17 protein-coding genes are annotated in these 22,511 nt (G+C 52.9%); 11 read left to right on the top strand and 6 right to left on the bottom strand.

Annotation, left to right across the window (positions count from 1 at the left end; translation table 11 throughout):
• Positions 1 to 29 precede the first annotated feature (29 nt).
• The 7 genes from LA756_RS22245 to LA756_RS22215 all read left to right on the top strand — a co-directional run bounded on the left by LA756_RS22245 (position 30) and on the right by LA756_RS22215 (position 9,687).
• Positions 30 to 1,085 carry a ligase-associated DNA damage response exonuclease gene (locus LA756_RS22245; RefSeq protein WP_224436922.1) on the top strand — a complete coding sequence of 352 codons (1,056 nt, stop codon included), beginning with the start codon at positions 30 to 32 and terminating at the stop codon, positions 1,083 to 1,085.
• Complete coding sequence (locus LA756_RS22240) at positions 1,082 to 2,704, top strand: ATP-dependent DNA ligase (protein WP_224436921.1); 1,623 nt, start codon at positions 1,082 to 1,084, stop codon at positions 2,702 to 2,704. The genes LA756_RS22245 and LA756_RS22240 overlap by 4 nt, the downstream gene beginning before the upstream one ends.
• Positions 2,704 to 5,241, top strand: coding sequence for a ligase-associated DNA damage response DEXH box helicase (locus LA756_RS22235; RefSeq protein ID WP_224436920.1), 2,538 nt, complete (start codon positions 2,704 to 2,706; stop codon positions 5,239 to 5,241). Before LA756_RS22240 ends, LA756_RS22235 begins: the two co-directional genes overlap by 1 nt.
• A complete protein-coding gene (gene pdeM, locus LA756_RS22230; protein WP_224436919.1) occupies positions 5,242 to 5,979 on the top strand; it encodes a ligase-associated DNA damage response endonuclease PdeM in 738 nt (245 codons plus the stop codon).
• Between the two features lie 287 nt (positions 5,980 to 6,266).
• Positions 6,267 to 8,357, top strand: coding sequence for a DUF1592 domain-containing protein (locus LA756_RS22225; protein WP_224436918.1), 2,091 nt, complete (start codon positions 6,267 to 6,269; stop codon positions 8,355 to 8,357).
• Positions 8,354 to 9,457, top strand: coding sequence for a DUF1552 domain-containing protein (locus tag LA756_RS22220; protein ID WP_224436917.1), 1,104 nt, complete (start codon positions 8,354 to 8,356; stop codon positions 9,455 to 9,457). The genes LA756_RS22225 and LA756_RS22220 overlap by 4 nt, the downstream gene beginning before the upstream one ends.
• Positions 9,457 to 9,687, top strand: a complete 231-nt coding sequence (locus LA756_RS22215; protein ID WP_224436916.1) for a hypothetical protein — start codon at positions 9,457 to 9,459, stop codon at positions 9,685 to 9,687. Before LA756_RS22220 ends, LA756_RS22215 begins: the two co-directional genes overlap by 1 nt.
• 31 nt (positions 9,688 to 9,718) lie before the next feature.
• On the opposite strand, the gene LA756_RS22210 is transcribed toward LA756_RS22215, so the two are convergent.
• The 3 genes from LA756_RS22210 to LA756_RS22200 all read right to left on the bottom strand — a co-directional run bounded on the left by LA756_RS22210 (position 9,719) and on the right by LA756_RS22200 (position 12,419).
• Complete coding sequence (locus LA756_RS22210; protein WP_224436915.1) at positions 9,719 to 10,747, bottom strand: dipeptide epimerase; 1,029 nt, start codon at positions 10,745 to 10,747, stop codon at positions 9,719 to 9,721.
• On the bottom strand, positions 10,744 to 11,859 hold the full coding sequence (locus tag LA756_RS22205) for a DUF1611 domain-containing protein (RefSeq protein ID WP_224436914.1): 1,116 nt from the start codon (positions 11,857 to 11,859) through the stop codon (positions 10,744 to 10,746). Before LA756_RS22205 ends, LA756_RS22210 begins: the two co-directional genes overlap by 4 nt.
• An 89-nt stretch (positions 11,860 to 11,948) precedes the next feature.
• Positions 11,949 to 12,419 (bottom strand): VOC family protein, encoded by a 471-nt coding sequence (locus LA756_RS22200; protein WP_224436913.1) that lies wholly within the window; start codon positions 12,417 to 12,419, stop codon positions 11,949 to 11,951.
• Between the two features lie 112 nt (positions 12,420 to 12,531).
• Between LA756_RS22200 and LA756_RS22195 the strand changes: the two genes are divergently transcribed.
• From LA756_RS22195 to ggt, 3 genes are all read left to right on the top strand, one after another.
• A complete protein-coding gene (locus LA756_RS22195) occupies positions 12,532 to 13,899 on the top strand; it encodes a sigma-54 dependent transcriptional regulator (RefSeq protein WP_224436912.1) in 1,368 nt (455 codons plus the stop codon).
• Positions 13,900 to 14,272: 373 nt separating this feature from the next.
• Positions 14,273 to 16,051, top strand: a complete 1,779-nt coding sequence (locus LA756_RS22190; RefSeq protein WP_224436911.1) for a Na+/H+ antiporter NhaC family protein — start codon at positions 14,273 to 14,275, stop codon at positions 16,049 to 16,051.
• A gap of 39 nt (positions 16,052 to 16,090) precedes the next feature.
• Positions 16,091 to 17,854 (top strand): gamma-glutamyltransferase, encoded by a 1,764-nt coding sequence (gene ggt, locus LA756_RS22185; RefSeq protein WP_224436910.1) that lies wholly within the window; start codon positions 16,091 to 16,093, stop codon positions 17,852 to 17,854.
• Between the two features lie 109 nt (positions 17,855 to 17,963).
• On the opposite strand, the gene LA756_RS22180 is transcribed toward ggt, so the two are convergent.
• From LA756_RS22180 to LA756_RS22170, 3 genes are all read right to left on the bottom strand, one after another.
• Positions 17,964 to 18,653: a hypothetical protein gene (locus LA756_RS22180; RefSeq protein ID WP_224436909.1), complete on the bottom strand. Its 690-nt coding sequence runs from the start codon at positions 18,651 to 18,653 to the stop codon at positions 17,964 to 17,966.
• Positions 18,654 to 18,724: 71 nt separating this feature from the next.
• Entirely contained in the window at positions 18,725 to 19,525 is an 801-nt protein-coding gene (locus LA756_RS22175) for a BPL-N domain-containing protein (protein WP_224436908.1), read from the bottom strand.
• A 59-nt stretch (positions 19,526 to 19,584) separates the two neighbouring features.
• Positions 19,585 to 20,886 (bottom strand): carcinine hydrolase/isopenicillin-N N-acyltransferase family protein, encoded by a 1,302-nt coding sequence (locus LA756_RS22170; protein WP_224436907.1) that lies wholly within the window; start codon positions 20,884 to 20,886, stop codon positions 19,585 to 19,587.
• A gap of 349 nt (positions 20,887 to 21,235) precedes the next feature.
• On the opposite strand from LA756_RS22170, the gene LA756_RS22165 reads away from it, so the two are divergent.
• Positions 21,236 to 22,432, top strand: coding sequence for a XylR family transcriptional regulator (locus tag LA756_RS22165; RefSeq protein WP_224436906.1), 1,197 nt, complete (start codon positions 21,236 to 21,238; stop codon positions 22,430 to 22,432).
• Positions 22,433 to 22,511 lie beyond the last annotated feature (79 nt).

Genomic DNA, 22,511 nt, shown 5'->3' with positions numbered 1-22,511 from the left:
TAAACGGTAATCTGCAGTAAGGAGATGTTTTGATCGAAGTTACCCAGGCCGGTTTGTATTGCCGAGCCGGAGATTTCCATATCGACCCTTGGCGTCCAACATCGCGTGCTATTGTCACGCATGCCCACTCCGACCATGCGCGGTACGGCAGCGAACGTTATTTGACATCCACGGAGGGCGAGCATGTTTTACGAAAACGCCTGGGCGAGAATGTCCAGATCGACACGCTTGCCTACGGCGAATCGATCGATCTCAACGGTGTGAACGTTTCACTTCACCCGGCCGGACACGTCCTAGGTTCATCGCAAGTTCGCTTGGAATATCGGGGCGAAGTGTGGGTTGTTACGGGGGACTTCAAGCTCGGATCAGACGCGACATGCAGCGAATTCGAACCGGTCGCATGCCATACGCTGATCAGTGAATGCACGTTTGGATTGCCAATCTATCGGTGGGAGAAAGATGAAACGCTCTTCGCTTCCATCAATGCATGGTGGCGAAACAACGCGGCCGAGGGACGTCCGTCGGTGCTATTTGCTTATTCATTGGGAAAAGCCCAACGTTTGATTGCCGGAGTCGACGCAAGCATTGGACCGATCTTCTGCCATGGTGCCGTCGAAGGGATCAATCGGGCCTACCGCGAAACCGGAATTGCCTTACCGGAGACACACTATGCCGGTAGAGATGGGGCGGCTGATCGTTGGTCGTCAGGCCTGATCGTCGCACCGCCATCGACACTCGGTTCGGTCTGGCTACGGAAGTTCAAAAAGGCTTCCACCGCATTTGCGTCAGGCTGGATGATGGTTCGTGGGAATCGTCGACGACGCAATGTCGACCGAGGGTTTGTCGTTTCTGACCATGCCGACTGGAACGGATTGATCGAAACAATTGATGCCAGCCAAGCGGAAAGGGTACTACTAACGCACGGCCAGACTGGACCGATGGTACGGTATCTGCAACAGCAGGGACTAGAAGCGGATGCACTCAGCACGCTTTTCACCGGAGAAGATGACGACATGGCCGTCGATACAGATACCGAAGACGACGAGGCGGCCGTTAGTGGGCAGGAAGGAGATCGTTCAGCGTGAGGCAATTCGCAGAACTGTATCGCCAGCTTGACGAAGCATCCGGCACCAACGCCAAAATCGATGCACTCGTACACTACTTCAGCCACTGCGAACCGGCGGATGGGGCTTGGGGTGTTTACTTCTTGAGCGGGCAACGCATCAAACGTTTGATTCCGACCGGGGTACTTCGTCAATGGACGGCAGAAGTCGCCGAGATCGACGACTGGTTATTCGAGGCCTGTTACGATTCGGTCGGTGACCTGGCGGAAACGATGTCTTTGATCGTCGCCGCGACGCAACCGAGCGACGCCGCCGAATCGGTTTCGCTCGAAGACGACGAAGGGCTCGCCTATTGGGTGGAGCACCGTTTGCTGCCGCTGGCTACGCTGGAAGAAGAGAAACGCAAAGGGCTCTTATTGGGATCATGGAGCGAACTGCAGCGGCATAGTCGGTTTGTGTTCAACAAACTCGTGACTGGCGGTTTTCGTGTGGGGGTGTCGAAGGGACTTGTGATCCGTGCCCTCGCAAAAGTCAGTGGTGTGGAAACGTCGGTGATTGCTCATCGACTGATGGGCAACTGGGATCCGACCGAAGCATTCTTTCAAGAACTGGTCAGCCAAGACGACGGTGAGGCAGACGTCAGCAAGCCGTATCCTTTCATGCTTGCTCATCCGCTACAAGACGAACCAGACACGCTAGGCGAACCATCTCAGTGGCTGGCCGAATGGAAGTGGGACGGCATCCGCGCCCAGGCGATTCGCCGCGGCGGCGAGTCGTTTTTATGGTCGCGTGGGGAGGAGCTAATCCTGGAACGTTTTCCTGAACTGGCCGATGCTATTGCATCACTTCCCGACGGAACGGTTCTCGACGGCGAGATTGTTGCCTGGGCGGACGATCAGGTGTTGCCATTCGCGGAACTGCAAAAACGGATCGGGCGAAAACGTGTCGGCAAGAAGCTACTGAAAGACGTTCCATGCCGCTTTATTGCGTTCGATCTGCTGGAGGACGCCGCAAACGACATCCGCAGTATAGACCTCGCAGGTCGACGCGAACGGCTCAAGGCAATCGTCGATGAATGTGACAATGATCGCCTGATTATCTCGCCAACGGTCGATTGTTTGACATGGACCGACATGGCGGAGCAGCGTGCTGATTGTCGTCAGCATGGCACAGAAGGCCTGATGCTGAAGCGTCTCGATTCTGCTTATGAGGTAGGTCGCCCGACAGGCACTTGGTGGAAGTGGAAAGCGGAACCGTTCGTGTGCGATGCGGTGTTGATCTACGCCCAAAGAGGACATGGCCGCCGGGCAAACTTGTATACCGACTATACCTTTGCCGCGTGGCGAGATGGTGAACTCGTTCCCTTTGCCAAGGCCTACTCTGGCTTGACTGATGAGGAGATTCGCCAGGTCGATCGTTTCATCCGTAAGAATACCCTCGAGAAGTTTGGTCCAGTTCGTTCGGTGACGCCAGAGCTTGTCTTTGAGCTGGCCTTCGAGGGCATCCACGAATCGAGCCGACACAAGTCAGGCATTGCGGTTCGCTTTCCCCGCATCAGCCGATGGCGGCATGACAAGCCGATTGATCAAGCCGACAGCATCGACGCCATCAAGTCGCTGGCCAACATGGAGGTAGGCTAATGGAGGGATCGATCGCCACGCGAAGCAATACAACACTGCGTAAACCCGTTGCCAGTCGAGCTAAACTGGACGCTGCGAAGCGGGAAGTGACGACGTGGTTTCAGTCGCAACGATTCGAACCGTTTCGATTTCAGCGCCAGACCTGGAACGCATATTTGGCCGGTCAAAGCGGATTGATTCACGCAAGTACCGGAACCGGTAAAACATACGCGGCATGGATGGGACCGCTGATTGAAATACTTGCCCAGAAAAAGCCGACCGGCAATCAATCTGCGTTTCCGATGCGGGTTCTCTGGATCACACCGCTGCGTGCACTTGCGAGCGATACGTTCGACTCGTTGGCTCGACCGGTGTTGGACATGGACTTGCCGATGACGGTTGACATTCGCACCGGAGATACCTCGTCATCGGCAAGAGCGCGTCAGAAGCGTCGCTTGCCAACGGCACTTGTCACCACGCCAGAAAGCTTGACGGTGATGCTGAGTCAGCCAGAGTCGCAAGTCAAACTTCGAGATCTGCGTTTGGTGATTGTGGATGAATGGCATGAACTGCTCGGTTCGAAACGAGGTACACAAACAGAGCTGGCGTTGGCTCGACTGCGTCAATGGAATCCGCATCTGCAAACGTGGGGACTCTCCGCTACGCTGGGGAATACCGACAACGCCATGGACGTGCTAATGGGACAGGGTAGGGCGAACACTTCCGAGCCGGTGCTGATCTCCGGGAAACGCCGCAAGAAGACAACCATCGAGACGGTTATACCTTCCACGATCGAACGTTTCCCCTGGGCAGGTCATTTGGGCACGCGGCTGGTGGAAGATGTTGCGGCACGTGTTGATGAAGCGTCGACTTCGCTGGTCTTTACCAATACCCGATCGCAGACCGAAGCCTGGTACCAACGGCTGTTACAACTTCGCCCAGATTGGGCTGGATTGATTGCGGTGCATCATGGCTCGATCGATCGCGATACCCGTGGTTGGGTCGAACAGCAACTGCGTCAAGGAGGATTGAAATGTGTCGTTTGCACATCAAGCTTAGACCTGGGAGTCGACTTCAGTCCTGTCGAGCAAGTCATTCAGGTCGGCAGCCCGAAGGGTGTTTCGCGGTTGCTGCAGCGTGCTGGTCGAAGTGGCCACTCGCCTGGTCGACGCAGCCAGGTAATCTGCGTGCCGACTAATACGTTAGAGCTTGTCGAATTCGCTGCGGCCAAAGAAGCAATGCAGCGGAACGAATTGGAAAAACGGATCGCTCCAGACGGACCACTTGATGTGCTGATTCAGCACATGGTTACCATGGCATGTGGAGGAGGTTTTGACGCGGACAAGCTTTTCGAAGAGGTTCGTGGGACGCACGCTTATCGGAACTTGACCAAGCCTGATTGGGAGTGGGCCCTGAAGTTTATCACCACCGGGGGTGATGCATTGAAGGCCTATCCTGAGTATCGCCGTGTGATTGCGAATGACGAAGGAATGCTGGCTGTCGACGACCGCAAAGTAGCGAGAAATCATCGCCTGTCGATTGGTACGATTGTCGCCGATGCATCTATTGCCGTGCAATTTGTGAAGGGGCCGCGTCTGGGCACCGTCGAAGAAGCGTTCATCGCCAAGGTCTCTCCCGGCGAAGCGTTCTATTTCGCTGGCCGCCTGGTAGAACTAGTTCGCGTACAAGACTCGAAGGTTTGGGTGCGTCGGGCGAAGAGTGCCGAAAAGCCTATCATTCCACGCTGGATGGGTGGCCGAATGCCCCTATCCACCGAGCTTTCACTCGCCGTTCGACGAAAGCTGGATCAGGCAGCCGACGGCGATTTCGACACGCCAGAAATGCACGCCGTTCAACCGATTTTGGAACTGCAACAGGCTTGGTCTTCGATACCACGGCTCCATCAACTACTGATCGAAACAACCAAGTCTCGTGAAGGGTACCACCTATTCTTTTACCCTTTCGCTGGTCGACTGGTTCATGAAGGTCTTGCCGCATTGATGGCCTACCGCATTGCCCGCCTGCAACCGATCACGTTCAGCATGGCCGTCAACGACTATGGGTTTGAATTACTCTCACCGAGCGAGATTCCGCTGGCCGAAGCGTTGGAGACCGATCTATTTTCGGAAGAACGATTGCAAGACGACATTATGGGTTGCCTAAATTCGGTCGAAATGGCAAAGCGACAGTTCAGAGAAGTGGCCCATATCGCGGGGCTTGTTTTTCAAGGCTACCCCGGCAGCCGGAAAAGTGCTCGGCAGCTGCAAGCTTCGACGGGACTGTTGTTCGATGTCTTCAGCAATTACGACCAGGACAATCTTCTTCTCAAGCAAGCTAAGGAAGAAGTCCTGGAACGCAACTTGGAACGTAAACGACTTTTAGAAACCTTGACGGTCATCCGCCAAAGCGAAATCGTCATCCGGCAAACGAAGCGGTTTACGCCGCTCGCATTTCCGTTGGTCGTTGATCGGCTACGAGAGCGTCTTTCGTCTGAAAAGCTGGCGGATCGAGTCCGCCGAATGCAACAGCAATTGGAAAAGGCCGCGGAGAAAAGTTAAATGGATTTGCCTGAGACTTCGCACGGCAGCGATGGCTATGAACTTGTCTGGCACGACGAGCCCCTCCACTTATTGCCAGAGCGTGCCGTGTGGCTCCCAAGTTTTCAAACGTTGTTGGTGGCCGACATCCATCTTGGTAAAGAGGCAGCATTTCGAGCTGCCTCAATTCCAGTTCCCGATGTGACTGCGGTCGACCTTGCTCGGCTTACCTCGCTCATTCAAAAGACAGAGTGCCAACGCCTAATCATCTTGGGAGACATGGTCCACTCGGCCCAGGGACTGACGCCGCAAATTGTCAATCAAACCGCGGAATGGCGTCGAACGCAGGAAGCATTGTCGATCCAGCTTGTCCTTGGCAATCACGACTTAAGATCAGGCCGATTGCCGGAAGCATGGAAAATTGAATGCGATGACGAGATCAATTGTGGTCCGTTTCGGCTTCTGCACCACCCAGTGGAGTCCAGCGATCGGCCCTGCATCGCAGGTCACTTACACCCCAAGTATCGACTTCGCACCGCAACTGATTCCGCAACGCTTCCCAGCTTTGTCCTAAAGAACGATCTTCTTATCCTGCCAGCGTTTGGGACATTGGTCGATGGCCAAGCGGTCGACCTTCCCGCGTCCCGAAACTTTGTGATCTCAGACGACACGATCTTAGAAATCCAAGCTGTTGCTCGAACGGGAAAACTCCGTGGCGTTCGACGCAGAGCAATATTCAATAGTGATTCATCGGAGTAGAGCAACGCCACAGCGATAGGAATACAAGCAGTAGTCGGCAAAATCTGCCATGCCGAATGTGCCCTATCGTTTTGCAATGCATTGCCATCAGCACTGGTCGTCATCGGGTTTTCCCGTAGAAACATTTGGTTGTTCGACCAAGGTTTTGCTATAAACAGAAGTACTGCTTCGACCTGCTCTTCGTTGTTTCCTCGCCTTGACACTTCCTTCCTTAGCTGGCAATGCCTGACGCTGGAACGCACGTTCCCAAAAGGCTTGCACTCTCGATGCACATTGATTGGGAATCCATGATTCGATTTCTTCGACTGGCCCAGACTTTCGCAGTCCTGCTAACCATCGCAGGTCTTGTTCAGGCGAACGAACCAGAGCCTTCGCAGAACGTACTCCACGGAACCATCAAAACTCGTTGTTTCAAGTGTCATGGCGCTGACCAAGAGGACATTTCAGCCGATATCGATCTGACTAAGTTTTCAATAGATTCCTCGGAGAGAAACCCCGCCCTATTGCGGCAGATGATCGAAGCCATCGAGTTTGGTGCGATGCCGCCAGACGATGAACCACCGTTGGGCGAAGAGCTTCAGGCGACCCTGATTCAAGAATTGACGACGCGACTTCACGACGCTGTCGCAGGGGAAACGGCGAATCCTCGCACGCCTATGCGGCGGATGAATCGCTTTCAATACAATAACGCCGTGATCGATCTTTTCGATCTGAAGTGCGTTGTCTTTACGTTGCCGGAACGCATCATGCGTGAGCATCAAGGCTACTTCCAGCCCGATCAGGAAAAGATGCCAGACGTGGTGCTCGTCGGAAGTCGGCCGCTGGGAAAGTCTCAGATGATCGAGCCTCGCCTGGCTGGCGTTGCAGCGATTCCCCAAGACCTTCGAGCAGAACATGGCTTCGACAACCAGGCCGACCATCTGTCTTTGTCGCCATTGTTGATGCAATCGTTTCTGGAACTGGGACAATCGATAACGGAAAGCCCTGACTTTGTCCCTCGAAACGTAGGCATCTGGAACGAGTTTTTTGCTCCGCCAGAGCAAATGGTTGACCCCAAAAAGGAGTCTCGCAGACGGTTGAAAGGTTTCCTGACGAAGGCCTTTCGTCGGCCTGTCGAAGATGCGGTTCTCGACCGCTATACGAATTATGTTGCCCACCAATTGGACCGCGGAATCGCGTACCCGGAGGCAATGAAGTCCGTGGCAGCCGCGACGATCGCTTCGCCCAACTTCCTTTACCTGTACGACAACTCAACTGAAACCGCCCCGGCAGACGACTTCCAACACGCTTCGCGATTGTCGTTCTTCTTGTGGGGCAGCATTCCGGACCGAACGCTGCTTGACTTGGCTGCCGCCAACCAGTTGAGCTCGCCGGAAGTACTTTCCGAGCAAATTGACCGAATGCTAAAAGACCGAAAGCTGAAGCGATTCTGCGACAGTTTCCCATCGCAGTGGCTTCAATTGGAACGAATCATATCCTCGGTCCCTAATCGCGAACGCTTCCCGCAGTTTTACTTTTCGAAGTACCGCGACAGCATGCACATGATGCTGGAACCTCTTTTGATTTTTGAAACCGTGCTAATCGAAAACCAATCGGTCACACAGTTGATTGACTCCGACTTCACGTATCGATCGGATCACTTGGAAGATGCCTATGGCTCGTTGGCGTCGGCTGAACAGCATTCCGGGCGCAAACGAAAAGGGGAAGTCACCACCCTGACGTTTCATCGTGTTCCGGTAACCGATCGACGCAGCGGGGGCGTTATCACCAACGCGGCCGTGATGACGATGACGTCAGGTCCAGAACGAACACAGCCAATCACTCGTGGTGCCTGGATGGCTTCGGTCATTTTCAATAATCCTCCGGAGCCACCTCCGGCCGATGTCCCTCCATTGGCCGAAAAGCCTGAAGCCGATGAACAACATCTGACATTGCGCGAACGTCTTGCCCTTCATCGCAAGCGGGCCGATTGTCGTGGTTGTCACGAGCAGATTGATCCCCTTGGATTTGCCTTGGAAAACTACGATCCTGTCGGAGCGTGGCGAACCGAATATGACAACGGTCGTACGGTCGATGTGTCAGGCACGCTGTTCGGCAAGCATTCGTTTGGTGATGTGATCGAATTCAAGGATGCTGTTCTTCACGAGAAAGACCGCTTTGCGAGAGCACTTGCGGGCCATCTCCTCTCGTTCGCTTTAGCACGGGAACTCGAACCTTCCGATCACTTTGCGCTAGATCAAATTGTCGCGCAGACGGCGGCAGACGGCTATCGAATGAAAACGCTTATTCGCCAAGTCATTCTTAGCGAACCGTTTCTCAATCAGCAATCTTCCCCAGCCCCTTCCGCAACAAAACTCTCCCACAAGGTGGCCCCATGACGCAGCTAAGTCGACGACATTTTCTTCGTGGTATCGGGGGTGCGGCGTTGGCTTTGCCATGGATGGAAAGTCATGCATGGGCTGGATCTTCACTTCCACAACCGAAACGGATGGTGCACTTCTATGTCCCGATCGGGGTGGTCCGGCGAGGTTTCTTCCCCGGCGAGCAAAACTCGATTATTCCCAAGGGGAACCTTGGCAATCGAATGAGTTCGCTGGAAAAGCAAGATCCGCACTTCCGTGTCAAACCGCTGGAAGAACTAACACCAACGTTATCGCCGCTGGAAAGCATGAAGGACAAAGTCACGCTGATTACCGGCATGGACCGAACCTTCCAGCAAGGCACCGACGTCCATGCCCAGTGTGCTTCGTGCTATTTGAGCAGTGCGAAACCGTACACGATTGACGGAACAGCCTGGCCGCTGGATCGAACTTTAGACCACCTCGTCGCCGATCAGATTGGCACAGAAACACCTTTTCGTACACTTGAGTTCAGCTGCAACAGCCATCGTGACAATAAAGAGTCGATCTACTTCGACAACATCTCGTGGTATGGCACGGGACATCTGGCTCCGTCGATTCGTGATCCACGAAAGATGTACCGCCGATTGTTTTCAACGAATGATGTCGAGCGTTTTCGCGATGTTACCGACTTAGTCCTGGAAGACGCGAAGAGCCTGCAAAAGTCGCTTGGACAAAGCGACCGTCACAAATTCAACGAATACTTTGAATCAATCCGAGCAATCGAACTTCAAATGAATCGCTTAGAGACAATGAAAAGCGAATTGGTGAAAGTCGACTTGGAAGAACCGCCCGAAGCTCATTTACCTCGTGGCGAGTACATTCGCTTGATGGGCGACTTAATGGTTGTCGCATTACAAACCGGGCTAACGAATGTGGCAACGTTCATGGTTGGTCCCGAGCGTTGGGATACGCCGTTTATGTATGAAAGCTTGTTTGATACACCACGCAGTCATCACCAGATGTCGCACAATCAAACAAAGATGATCGACGACCTTTTGAAGGTTGACCTCTTTCATATGGAGCAGTTTGCTTATCTCATCAACAAGATGGAGCAACGCTGCTCGACAATACTTTGATGACATATGGCTCCGGACTAGGGGACGGCTCGACACATCAATACAACGACTTACCGATTGTCGTCGCTGGGGGCGGCAAGACGGTTCGCTCGGGCCAACATATCAACATGCCAGAAGGTACTCCACTGGCCAACTTATGGCTTACCCAAGCCCAAATGATGGGGCTCGAAATGAAGGAGTTTGCCGACAGCAGCGGGACCGTCGATGCGATCCGCGCTGAAGCAAGTTAGTACTGCAACCTGTTATGCCGGAACCCTCGACTCAAACCAGTGTTGAGTCGAGTTTCACTCCACATCCGAATCCGATTGGTCGAGCGATTGTCCCATGATCTACTTTCACGCCGTCGGCTGGTTGCTTGGCCAAAAGTACCGCCCCGTCCAAGTCGACATAGTCGAGACAAGGAGCCAGCTGAGCGGCGGCGGAAATCCCGACTTCTGATTCGATCATGCAACCGACCATCGTTTTCAACTGCCGACTCTTTGCCTCTTCGAGCATGCGAAACGCTGGCGTCAGCCCTCCACACTTACACAACTTGATGTTGATTCCGTGGAATAGGCCATCGCACTGACGGACATCCTCTTCTCGCTGACAGCTTTCATCGGCGATGATCGGCAAAACGCTTTCCTCGAATACCGTCCGCTTCGAGGCGATCGGCGCGTCGGAAGGAAGAGGCTGTTCGATGAACTCGACGCCAAGAGATTTGAATTCGTGCGAGTTGCGAATCGTCTCTTCGACTGTCCAAGCACAGTTGGCATCGACACGAATCGTTGCATCGCTGTGCTCACGAAGTGCCTGGATAATTTCCAGATCGTTTTCGGTCCCCAGCTTTACTTTAATGATCGGCCAACCAGAGAAACTGGCCAGTTCTTTCAACATCTCAGGAATCGAAGCAATCGATACGGTCACGCTTGAATAAGGAATGTCACGCCAAGCAAAACCTTTACGTTCAAATACGGTCGATCGATGGCGTTTCCCGTACAGATCGTGAGCGGCCTGGTCCAAAGCGGACAATGCGAAGTAGTCATTTGCAAGTCGTTTTTGAGCAAAATCCCACAGTGTTTCTGGCGTGGTGAACTCCCACGCTTCGAGCTCCTCCTGTATTGCTTCTAAAGACTTCGCAATCGAATCGACGGTGTGTCCGTAATAGGTACTTCGCGGTGCTTCTCCGAGACCACTGTCTCCTTGATCGTGAAGTTCCACGATGACACATTCTTGAACCGAAATAGCTCCTCGAGAAATACGAAAAACATTCTTTAGCGGCATCTCGACTCGATGGATTTCGAGTTTCATGAGCGCACCTTCTTTCCTAGTTCCATCACCGCATCGGCCAAGAGCTGCGGACCGTCGCGATAAACGTCGCAAACCGGCAATCCAAGCTCTGCGGTGACTTTCTCTTTTTCAATCGCCGCTTCCTCTTCCGAAATACGACGGCCGTTGAGAGCCACGCCGATAACTTCGCATGGATTTCGAGTCGACGCGATCAGCTCGTAGATGGTCTTCAATTCAGACAACGACTTCAGCGGAACGTGATCTAAGCCCTTGGTATGCGTGCGGCCTGCTTCGTAGCACAAGATTAGACCGTGCGGAGCACATCCATGCAGGAGGCCCAGGGTTACTGCCGAATAAGCAGGATGCACAACGCTTCCTTGGCCTTCGATCAGCAGAAAATCATGCTGCTGATTTGCGAGGACAAGATTCTCGATCGATCCATTCACGAAGTCCGAGACCACGGAATCGATCGGAATCCCGTTTCCAGAAACCATGATCCCGGTTTGACCGGTGGCGATAAACTTGGCGTCAACATCGCGTTTCAGCAGTTCTCGCTCAACTTCCAGGGCAGTAAACATTTTGCCTACGGAGCAATCGTGCCCCACGGTATGAACTCGGACGCACTGATCATTGAATGCCGCATGTTTGGCCGTTTCACGTTCCTTCGTACGACGCACATCAATCAGCTGGCTTCCGCTTTTCGCGGCAATCGCTGCGAGGTCTGGCTCTTCGCACAGATAGTCGTGCAAGCCAGAGATCACATCGATTCCTCTTTCTGCCGCCTCTTGAATCGTTTTTCGCATGGCCGGGGGCAATCTACCGCCCGCGGGAGAAATGCCGATGAACAACGCATCAGGGGTGTCGACTTGATTCAGCGAAGCGACCACAGGCGTGTCGCCACCATGCCCCAAGGCTTCGACGGTCGTTGAAACAGTACACTCACTGTCGATGATGGCGACTACATCTTGGCCACGAAACCGTAACAGGCCAATAGCCGTTTTCGCCGTGAAAGAATTGGTGTGGCCTTCGGTCAGCACGGCAATCCGGTTGTACTTCGTCAAGTCATACGTGCTGGGACCGAACGCGGGAGTGTTCTGGGCCAATGGTTTGCCCACTTCGTTAGTTGTGCTCATGTCTGCGAGCGGAGTCCTATTTGCAGAAATTTGGGTTACTGGGGTGACGTCAGCAAGTCTTTATTTAATGGCGGATCTCACACAATCGCCTATTTGGCGAAGAGCGAATCCATATTTTGAAACCCTTTGATCTCGATGGCATTGCCTGATGGATCGAAGAAGAACATTGTGCCTTGTTCGCCGGGTTCACCTTGGAAGCGGATGTAAGGAGCTATCTCGAATTCAACGCCTTTGGCTTTGAACTTCTCTGCTAACTCGGTCCACCGTTCCATTGGCAAGACGATCCCAAAGTGAGGCACTGGCACGCCGTGGCCGTCGACTTCGTTATAGTGAATGGAATGAGCTGACTTTTTTTCGTTTAAGTGACATACAAATTGATGCCCGAAAAAGTCAAAATCGACCCATGTCTCAGCACTTCGGCCTTCGGGGCAGCCCAACAATTCACCATAAAACTTTCGAGCAGCGGCGATATCGTGAACTTGCACTGCCAAATGGAACGGCGAAAGCATGTTTGCGTTACTTGGGTTGCTCGAACCGGTTGTTTGAGTGGACTGTGTCATGGAAACTTCTCGATGGTGATCAAGGGATACTTGGCAATGCCTGAGTCGTTCGTTATGCAAGAATCGTACCGATCCGTGTAGTTCGCCGCCACGAGCTGTTGTAAGAAAGCAGATGATGGCCAAAAAGCCACGACAGAAAATCTTGTTCATCGACGATATCCCGGCGCTGTGCGAAGAGATGGTCACGACGCTTCAGAGTGAGTCACTGGATGCCGAGTCGAATCTGAGCCCGCTGGATGCGATTCCGAAAGTCATTCGTGGTGATTACGATCTGGTCATCACGAGCCTGGTGATTGCCGAGCTCGGCGGCTTTGAGATTATTCGGCGTATTCGTGGGGCTGGATGCCGCGTCCCAATCATCATGATCACAGGCTTTGGAACGGAACAGTCCGCGATCGAAGCGGCACGACTTGGCGTCGCCGACTATCTAACGAAGCCGGTGGAGCAAAAGGAGTTAGTGGCCAGGGTTCGGCGCATTCTTCAAGTCCATGCACCCAGCCCCACAACACGTCCCAAATCACTAGCTCGAATGATCTCAGGCGACGCGAAAATGAATGCCATTTTCGAAAAAGTAAAAACAATCGCCCCCACTGACAGTCGAGTTCTTATTTTGGGAGAAACGGGTTGCGGCAAACAGTTATTGGCTCATGCGATTCACCAGCAAAGCAAGCGGGCCAAAGAGCCATACGTGGAAGTTAACTGCGCAGCGATTCCTTCCAATTTGCTCGAAAGCGAGCTCTTCGGTCACGAGGAAGGGGCATTCACAGGCGCCTCGAAACGGCGGATCGGCAGATTTGAAACCGCTGGCAATGGGACGATTTTTCTCGACGAAATCGGTGAGCTGGGCTTTGACTTGCAATCGAAGCTCCTGCATGTGCTCGACAGCGGAAAGTTCACACGCGTTGGTGGCGGGAAAGATCAGATCAGTCGTGCGCGACTGGTCTCTGCTACGAATCGCAATCTGATGCAGGAAGTCGAAAAGGGGCGTTTTCGGGCCGATCTTTACTACCGTTTGAACGTGATCTCGTTAGAGCTTCCTCCTTTACGAGAACGCCCTGGCGATATCCCAATTCTAGCCCAACACTTTATGAATCAGTTTGTGCCGGAAGGACGCCAGCCACCAACGTTTACCCCTTCGGCTGTCGAGTTATTGCGACGTTATCCTTGGCCAGGCAACGTCCGTGAGCTGCAAAACTTCGCGGAACAATTGGCCGTCCTGCATCGAGGAAATCAGATCGAAGCAACCGACTTACCAGAGCGGTTTGTTCAAAATGGCGGCGTGTTGCCGACATCGAAAACGCAACATGAACGTCTGCCATTTCGTAAAGCGAAAGATCAGTTTGAAAAAGAGTATCTTCTGGGCGTTATCCAGGAAGCCAACGGAAACTTGGCCGAAGCCGCGCGGCTTTCCGATATGGATCGAGCTCAGTTCTACCGGCTCGCCAAACGACATGGTTTAACGACGAATACCGAGAGTTAATTCTTTTCCAAATTATCGGGGCAACGCATCACCCTAGCTGCTCACTTCTGCAGCAGATGTTGATGATTTATCAGCAACCACAGTCAACGCGTTGACAAAACGTCAACGCAATTTCTGTTTCGCTCCCCCCACAAAGAAGCCCTCTCGCAACACTTCTGGCGCGACACGGTACGCGCCCAACGTATTCCGCTACGCCGTTTTTGCAATGTGGACGCGACGAGTCTGATTTAACGGCGTCGCCGATCGTTTCGGCATCTTGGTTGCTTAACATAGCGGAACATCAAGGATGAATTCATCGCCTATTGCCAACCGAAGAGCTTTGTTTGGCGGAACAAGCTTTTCTAATTTCCCCGTGACTCGTAGGTAAATTGACTTGCCTCCGCAATCTGATAACCAACAGCCTGCCCCCACCTCTAGCGGCACGAACAACGAAGGCCCCTCGAGCCCTGCACCGCTTGCCCAGCGTTTTATCCTCCTGGGAACGATTGCGGTCGTGCTGCTAGTCGCATTTTCGATCGGTCAGATCATATCGCCGACTTGGGTTGTTCAAGAGGTGGTTTTAGATGCTAACGCCACCGAGGACCTATCCTCTGCAATGCCGCTCGAAGAATCGGGTCTAACGGACGCCGATATTCAACAGCACCAAGCCAACGGCACTTCTCCAGAAACAACAAGCGTTTTAATCCAAGCGAATACCGAATCGGGGGAGATTCAGTACCTGCAACGAACCGCGTCGCCTCACTATGGAATTTGGTCCCTTTTCCCCGCGATTGTAGCGATCGTTTCGTGTTGGGTTTTTCGCGAACCGCTAACGTCACTACTTTTGGGAACCATCAGCGGCGCGTTCATTCTTGGCCAAGTCGACGTACTTGATCAGGTACTACTGCCTTCTGTAGCAACGGTGAAAGCGGCTGGTATTTTAATTCTCTATCTTTGGCTTCTTGGAGGGCTGCTGGGAATTTGGGCTCGGACAGGCACAGCTCAAGAATTTGCTGAATGGGTCTCTCGAACGTTCGTCAAAGGACCGAGAACCGCTAAGCTCGCGGCTTGGTTTTTGGGAGTCTTATTCTTTCAAGGGGGTACCATCAGCACGGTACTTGTGGGGACAGCCGTTCGACCTATTTCGGATCAGCAAAACGTTAGCCACGAGGAGCTTTCGTACATAGTTGACTCGACCGCCTCGCCGATAGCCTGTTTAATCGCGTTCAATGCCTGGCCGAGCTATATCCAGACGTTAATCTTCGTGCCAGGCGTGGCTTACCTGGCAAGCGAACATGATCGTATTCAGTTCTTTTTCCAAGCATTGCCTCTCAGCTTCTACGCGATTTTCGCAGTCCTGGGCACGTTTCTCCTATCGATCGATTGTGCTCCCATATTAGGAAAACAGTTTCGTGCTGCGATTCACCGAGCACGCACGACGGGAAAACTGAATCGACCAGATGCCAAACCGTTGGCATTTGCAGGCAACGAGGCTAATCCGGTCGCCCCTCATTACCAGGCCCATGCATTCGATTTTTGCTTACCGATCGTTATGCTGACCATCGTCGCGATTGGCAGCTTTTACCTTACCGGTGCTCCTCAAGTACGTTGGGCATTCGCCCTCGCGCTGCTAATCGCAGGCGTGATTGCCCTGCTACGGGGAATGTCGCTGCATGAGTTGATGGCTGGCGTAGGAAGTGGTCTGCAAAGCGTCGTCTATGCTTCGGTCATCTTGATGCTGGCCGTCACGCTGGGCAACTTGACTCAGCAGATCGGCGGCGGAGCCTTTCTTGTTGATTTACTTGGAGAAACAGTTCCATTCTGGAGTTTGCCAAGTCTGCTGTTTTTAATCACCATCGGTATCGCGTTCTCAACGGGCACTAGCTGGGGAACGTTTGCAGTGGCGTTTCCGTTGGCCATGCCGCTGGCGTTGGCCCTGGCCACCTCGCAAGGACTATCCCACGAATCCCTTTACCTTTCGATCTGCTTCGCTTGCGTGCTGAACGGAAGCGTTTTCGGCGATCAATGCTCGCCAATTTCTGACACGACGGTCCTTAGCGCGATGACCACCGGGGCAGATCTCATGGATCACGTACTCACTCAAATTGTCCCAGCATCGGTCGCCGCGTTGTTGGCGATTGTTTGCTGGACAGCCCTTTGCTTTTTTTGTTGAAAATGGTTTCGGCCAGTCCCTCCCTCCTGAAGGTTCATCATGATACATCCGCTTCGGTTTCTCGTACTCGCCGGCATTGCGTTCGTCGGACTACCCTTGGCGTCGTCCTCGTTATCGCTTAACGCCCAGGAACTTGCTCGTCCGCCTAGGGAGCCCGTTGATGTCGCTCAGGGAAAACTTGGGGTTGTCGTTTCGGACACCGAGTACGCCTCGAAGGTCGGTGAAGAACTGCTTGCCAAAGGTGGAAACGCCGTCGACGCGGCAATTGGCGTTGCGTTCGCTTTAGAGGTTACCTGGCCGGAAGCAGGCAACATTGGCGGCGGTGGATTCATGATGATTGCCCCGCCTGAAGAAGACGTATTCTGCATTAACTACCGAGAAAAATCTCCCGCAAATGTCACCGCGCAAAGCTTCGACGACTGGGAAGAACACCGCCACATTCGCATGGCTGGCGTGCCTGGTACGGTTCGTGGCATGGAACTCGCCCATCAAAAGTACGGCAAGTTGCCCTGGAAAGAGATCATTGCTCCTTCAATCGCGTTGGCGCGCGACGGGATCACCGTCGATCCCTACTTGGCTTATTCGCTGAACAATGTCCTATCGCTCGATTACATCCAAAACTTGCCACGTTTCGCCGAACTCCGCCGAGTCTATGGACATCCAGACGGACGCATGTGGCAAGCAGGAGAAAAGCTGTTTCAACCAGATCTCGCAAACTCCTTAACGTTGATTGCGGAACAGGGAGCCGACGCATTCTACGAAGGCTCAATCGCCCGCCAGATCGCAGCAGAATCCAAACGGACCGGAGGTTTGATTACCGAGAAAGACCTGCAGGAATACACCGCTCAAGCTCTTCCTGCAATGGAAGCTGAATTTGGTCCCTACACCGTTTATGGTGCACCATTGCCTTCGTCCGGTGGCACGACTGTTTTGCTACACCTGCGAATGCTGGAACAACTCGATTTCCCGCGCGACTCTGACGAATACTGGACTGCCGAACAAGTTCATCTGCTTACCGAAGTCATGCGACGTGGATTTCGTGAACGTGCAGCATGGCTGGGCGATCCTGACTTCGTTACCGTTCCCAGCGATCTAACTTCGGTCGAGCATGCTAAAACTCTGGCAGCAACGATTAAGCTTGATCGAGCCACACGAAGCGAGGACATCGCGGGGGACATTAAAATTGCTGAAGGACCGTATGAAAGTATGGAAACGACGCACTTCTCGGTCATTGATAAAGATGGCATGGCAGTCAGCAACACCTACACGCTGGAAGGAACGTTCGGATGTCGAATTGTCGTCCCGGGCACAGGCATTCTTCTGAATAACGAAATGGGAGATTTCAACTGGTACCCAGGTCACACCGATCGAGACGGCAACATCGGTACAGCAGCCAATCAGATCGCCCCCGGCAAGCGAATGCTTAGCTCGCAATCACCCATGATTGTTCGAGAAAATGGGCAAGCCAAACTTCTCATCGGCAGCCCGGGCGGTCGAACCATTATCAATACCGTCACAGAGGTTTTAGCCCAAACGCTAATCCTCGAACGTCCACTCGACGTTGCGATCGATGGCCCACGTTTTCACCATCAATGGTTCCCTGATCAAGTTCGTTTCGAATCGATCGATAATGGCGTGTTTGAAGATATCAAACCCAAGCTGGAAGCGATGGGGCATAACCTCGAACGACGAGAGACTTGGCGGCAAGGAGCAGCCAACGGAATCATCGTTGACCTAAGTACCGGCGAAGCCCAAGGAGTTGCCGATTGGCGGCGAGGGGGTTCAGCCAAGGCGGTCAAGTAGCCACCGCGGCGACTATTGCCGAACTTAGAAGTTCTTAAACAGAAAGCGACGGCCGATTCATTTAGAATCGGCCGTCGCTATTTCGCTTAATAAGATACTTGCTTCTGAGCTATTCCGCTTCTTGAAACCAATCGTAGTCCGCAAATCGAGCATTACGAACCCAAGTACTGGTATGGAACGCATTGAGGAAGCTGTCCGATACGTCACGACATCCTTCTTCGCAAATAGCGTGATACTGAGGATGTGGAAGCAAACCGGAATTCAATGTTTGTCGTCCAGCGAAAGTCGCTCGACGGCAGGACAAAAAGTAGGAAACCTTGGGCAAGCTACCATTTTCCGCCCAAGGTATTGTCCATGCAGGAATCAGATCGTAAGCAGACTCTCGACTGACGAGTGCCTGCATGTCGGATGCGTCGAGCGAGAATTCCATCCCATTGAACCAATCTTCGTTCGACTCGGATGGTCGTGCGTTTAAGACACCACAACGACTTTCACAAACGACTCCGCCGTATACCTCTCGGCCGCGCGGGCTCATCACATATTCGTAAATACGACGAGCCCTTAAAACGATTACGGGAGATGCCTGTCGGATGGTCGCTGCAGAAATCGAACGACCAGCAGATCTCAAATTGATCAGGCTTCCATAGCCAACCAATGAAATTCGTGTGCCAGGCTTGGCAAACAAGCTGTCGATTCCCCATGGGTAAACGTGCTCGCGTGCCGAATGGTGGACCAACGGCAGAGACAAACCAGCGATACGATCTAATATTCGTATCTCCTCAAATCGCGGAGAAATCAAACCGAATAAATCCTATTCCAGAAGGCAACTCTCTTAGCAAAGTGAATATCGCGTACTAATTGATAACGCGACTATTTACATTTTCCACTTCCAGCCCAGCGGACGCCTTCGGCCATAATGGAATTAGGACCGCCAGACTTTTCTGGATGAGGGCTGTAACAGATGACACGACCGTTGCCGTACATCGTTCGCACGATGGCATGCGTTCCGACCATGGCTCCCTTGGGAGCTCCCTTCTTAGCGATCTCGGTCTCGTAAGTCGCCAGAACTTCATAACCTGGCAAATCAGGATTGTTATCCGGCACGAGAAGTGGGCCCTGGCCGTAGTAACACTCAAGTGCGTTTTCATCGGCCCCCAGGACCTCGTTGCCAGCAGGCGAGATGGCTAGCGAAACAGTTCCTGTTCCGCGAGCCCAGTGCACGCGATCCCATACCTTGGCATTGAGCAGGCCAAGCGACCAGGAATAATGCGACGAGGCCAGGTACGATCCAGCACAGATCCCCACGTATCCGCCTCCGTTGTCGACAAATTCTTTGACCGTGCTACGGCCAGATTCTTCAAGCATTTCCGACTGTTTGCTGCCTGAACCGCCTGGCATGATCAGCACATCAAAGTCTTCCAGCACACCATCACGGATCTGCTGTGGCGTGACGACAACCGCGTCAAATCCGTTTTCTTTCCCAAGTATTCGTTTCAGGTTCTTCGGGCCGCTGGCAGATCCATCGCTGTGGTCATATACCGCCACGCGAATCAAGGACGTCACCTCGGTGGTGACAGGGGTCTGTGCCGCAGCCGTTTGAACGATTGTGAGAACCGCAAGGCAGGTGCAGAAGATCAATTTCGATTTCAAGGTATAGTTGGCCTGGGACATTGGTTTTTCCTAGTGTGTCTCAATTCGCTTCAAAACGTTTGTTTCGTTGATTGCAACGACTAGTTGGCCGTGGTTGTTAACGTAGATGAAAAGACAGGAGGCTTCGGTGCAGACAGACTGATCGCCGCGTTTTTCACTTCGATCAATTCGTTTTGCATCGTATCCATGGCCATCTCGCCTGCTTTGATCTGAAGCTGCTTGAGCTGATCGTAATTCGATCCGGTTTTGCTCCACTGGTCTTTGGCCTTAAGCGTGGTTTCCAGCAAAACGTCTTCCGTCTTCCAAAGGTCGTCCCAGGTCTCTGAGATACGTTCGGTATAGATGCCATCCTTGTCTGGAGTCAGTCGCCAGCCTCGTAGCGAGAGAGCGATCTCTCCGATCTCGCCACCTCGTTTATCGGTCAACGGATCGGCAACTTCTCCGACAGGAAAGACAGGGACAGCAATCGAGAATTTAGGATCGCCGAGCATTGTCCACATCGTGGTCAGCTTAGGATCTTCACCAACTTTGACCCCATGAAACACGACAGCGGAAACGGTAGTCGTTCGGCTGATCGTACTTTTTGTCAGGATCGATTTCGGCAACTGGCCAGCAGGGCCGTTGATGGTTCCAGGATAAGGATTTCCCGCATCGTCACTCAGGTCTCGGCAGCATTGGCGGACCACTTCAGGCAGGGAAATATCGTCGAAGCCGACTTCGTCCAAAATGCATTGAGCCCGCAGGAAACGCCCACTCGAATAAACCTCTTTGATCGATTCTTTCTCAGGGTTGGCCTGCAACTTGTTAGCAGTCATTGAGAAGTTAGAACGGACAATATAGCCATTCGGTGCGACAACAGGATCGTTGGCATCAAACAACTTGTAATCGTTCGGGCTCGTTTCAAACAAAGCTGCGCCGCCATGAGCGTCGATCACTCCAAAGTTGGCAATGGTACTACGTCCAGAAACATTCGTCTCTTCAAGTAATCGGCGAAAGTCATCAACCGTTTTGCAGCGTTGCAACGCCATTCGCATGAAACTGCCGTTGCCTGGCCCCGACGTGTCTTCGCTGGAAGACAAGTCGCGACTAAGAGAGTTTTCGATGCAAAATCCGACTTCGTTGACGCCCATCCAAACCGAGTTGCGTTGACCTGCATTCACAACACCAACAGCTTTGTACTTGCCGCCAGTAACCCAAGCGACTTCGTTATGAAGTCCGTTACTAGTGTCTCGATTTTTCCAAAGAAGCGGTCGACCATCAGGAGTGACTCTTTCACTGATGACGGCAGTTGTGCAGGCAAGCAATTCCGTAGCCGTAACGGTTGCGAGCAGGAGGAGGGTACCTATTGCGAGGTAGGAGGGCTTTGAGGAAGGAAGGCTCATCTATACTCCTTGTGAGGTAAAGAACCAGCAGAAGAGTTCAAAACTTTGACACAATTGAACTCACGACATGCCTGATTCTTGGGCATTTCATGCTTTGTCTTCAGGAGTATCCGCACTCTGCGTGGCCTCGACAATGTTCTTCTGCGCATTGCGATATTCGATTTTTACCGCTAAGCCTCGCGAATCGATTCGTTCAGGGCACTTTGGTCACCAATTGAGTTTTTAATTGTTCCGTAATTTCTTCTTGGCCCAGAAATTGCTTAAACTGTGCAGCAACACCTCCCCCCTAAAGATATCCCACCCCAAATCCATATCTGGATTCCACTGCATGACGTAAGGGCAACGATTAATGATTCAGCGAGTTCCAGCTTGTCCTGACCGACTTCGCATTGCTCTGCTAATTCTCAACGAAAGCCACTGGAGCCGATCGATCCTGGACGGCATCGCACGCTTTGCCCTGGAACATGGACGGTGGGATCTTTGGATGCATCCCCGTGGTGTTGGAGTCCCGCCGAGTCTTCCGCGCGACTGGTCGGGCGACGGCGTCATCTCACGAATCTCGAACGAGAAGCTTCGCCAATCGATCGATCAACATCGCTTGCCAACGATTAATGTCTCTTGGCATGGCGTTCACAGCCGACGCTTTCCCAAGGTGATCGCCGATCCTCGTGGCGGCGGAAAGCTGGCCGGAGAGTTTTTCGTCAGTCGCGGCTTTACCAACGTCGGTTACATCGGGCCGCCAATCTGTTACAGCTACCAAGATGAGGTGTTGCCTGAGGTTGTCCAAACGGCGGAAAACGCTGGATGCCGAACATTTCAGTTTGCCCCAGATCCGCTCGCTCCGGAACCTGATTTCGACTTTCAACGAACACGCTTAGTCGAATGGGTCCGTTCTCTTCCCAAACCTGTTGGCATTGTTGCTTGGAATTCGATTCAAGCCCGAGAGATCATCCTGACTTGTCAGGCCGAGCAAATCAACGTTCCCAACGACGTCGCCATTCTGGCCGTCGAGGACGATCCGTTGGTCTCGAAACTCTCGCCAATACCAATCTCTTACATTGAGCAGCGCGTCGAGCAAGTGGGCTATGAATCCGCAAAAGAGCTCCAACGAATTATCGCCGGGGGAGAACCACGGGATGAACCTCTAATCATTGCCCCCGAAGGCATCGTCGAAAAAGCTTCTACGAACACGGTATTTGCTACTGACTCAGTCGTTCGTGAGGCGGTAGCATTCATCCAACAGAATCGGGAATTTGCCATTACGGTTTCTGATTTAACGCGTCATCTCGACATTTCCAGAAGATCCCTGGAAGACCGGTTCCGTCGCGTCTTGAAGCGTTCTCCCGCCGAAGAGATTCGGATGGCACGCGTGAATGTACTGAAGAAACTTCTTTGCCAAACGACATTCACGTTAGCGGAGATCAGCGAGAAGTCTGGCTTTAGCTGCGAGAACTCGATGCTTCGTTTCTTCAAACGAATGACGGGGATCACGCCTGGTGAGTTCCGTCGCAATCATCCCAAAGATCTCCTCGACAGTGCCGACTAGGGAGCAATGCCCCCTCTGTGGAACTTCTTTGCATTGCCTTTTGGGAATTATTACGCGCTGTTTTGTCTCAACTGCAAAT

The organism is Bremerella sp. TYQ1 (genome assembly GCF_020150455.1).
GTDB lineage: Bacteria > Planctomycetota > Planctomycetia > Pirellulales > Pirellulaceae > Bremerella > Bremerella volcania_A.
This window is presented reverse-complemented; position numbering and strand designations above follow the sequence as displayed.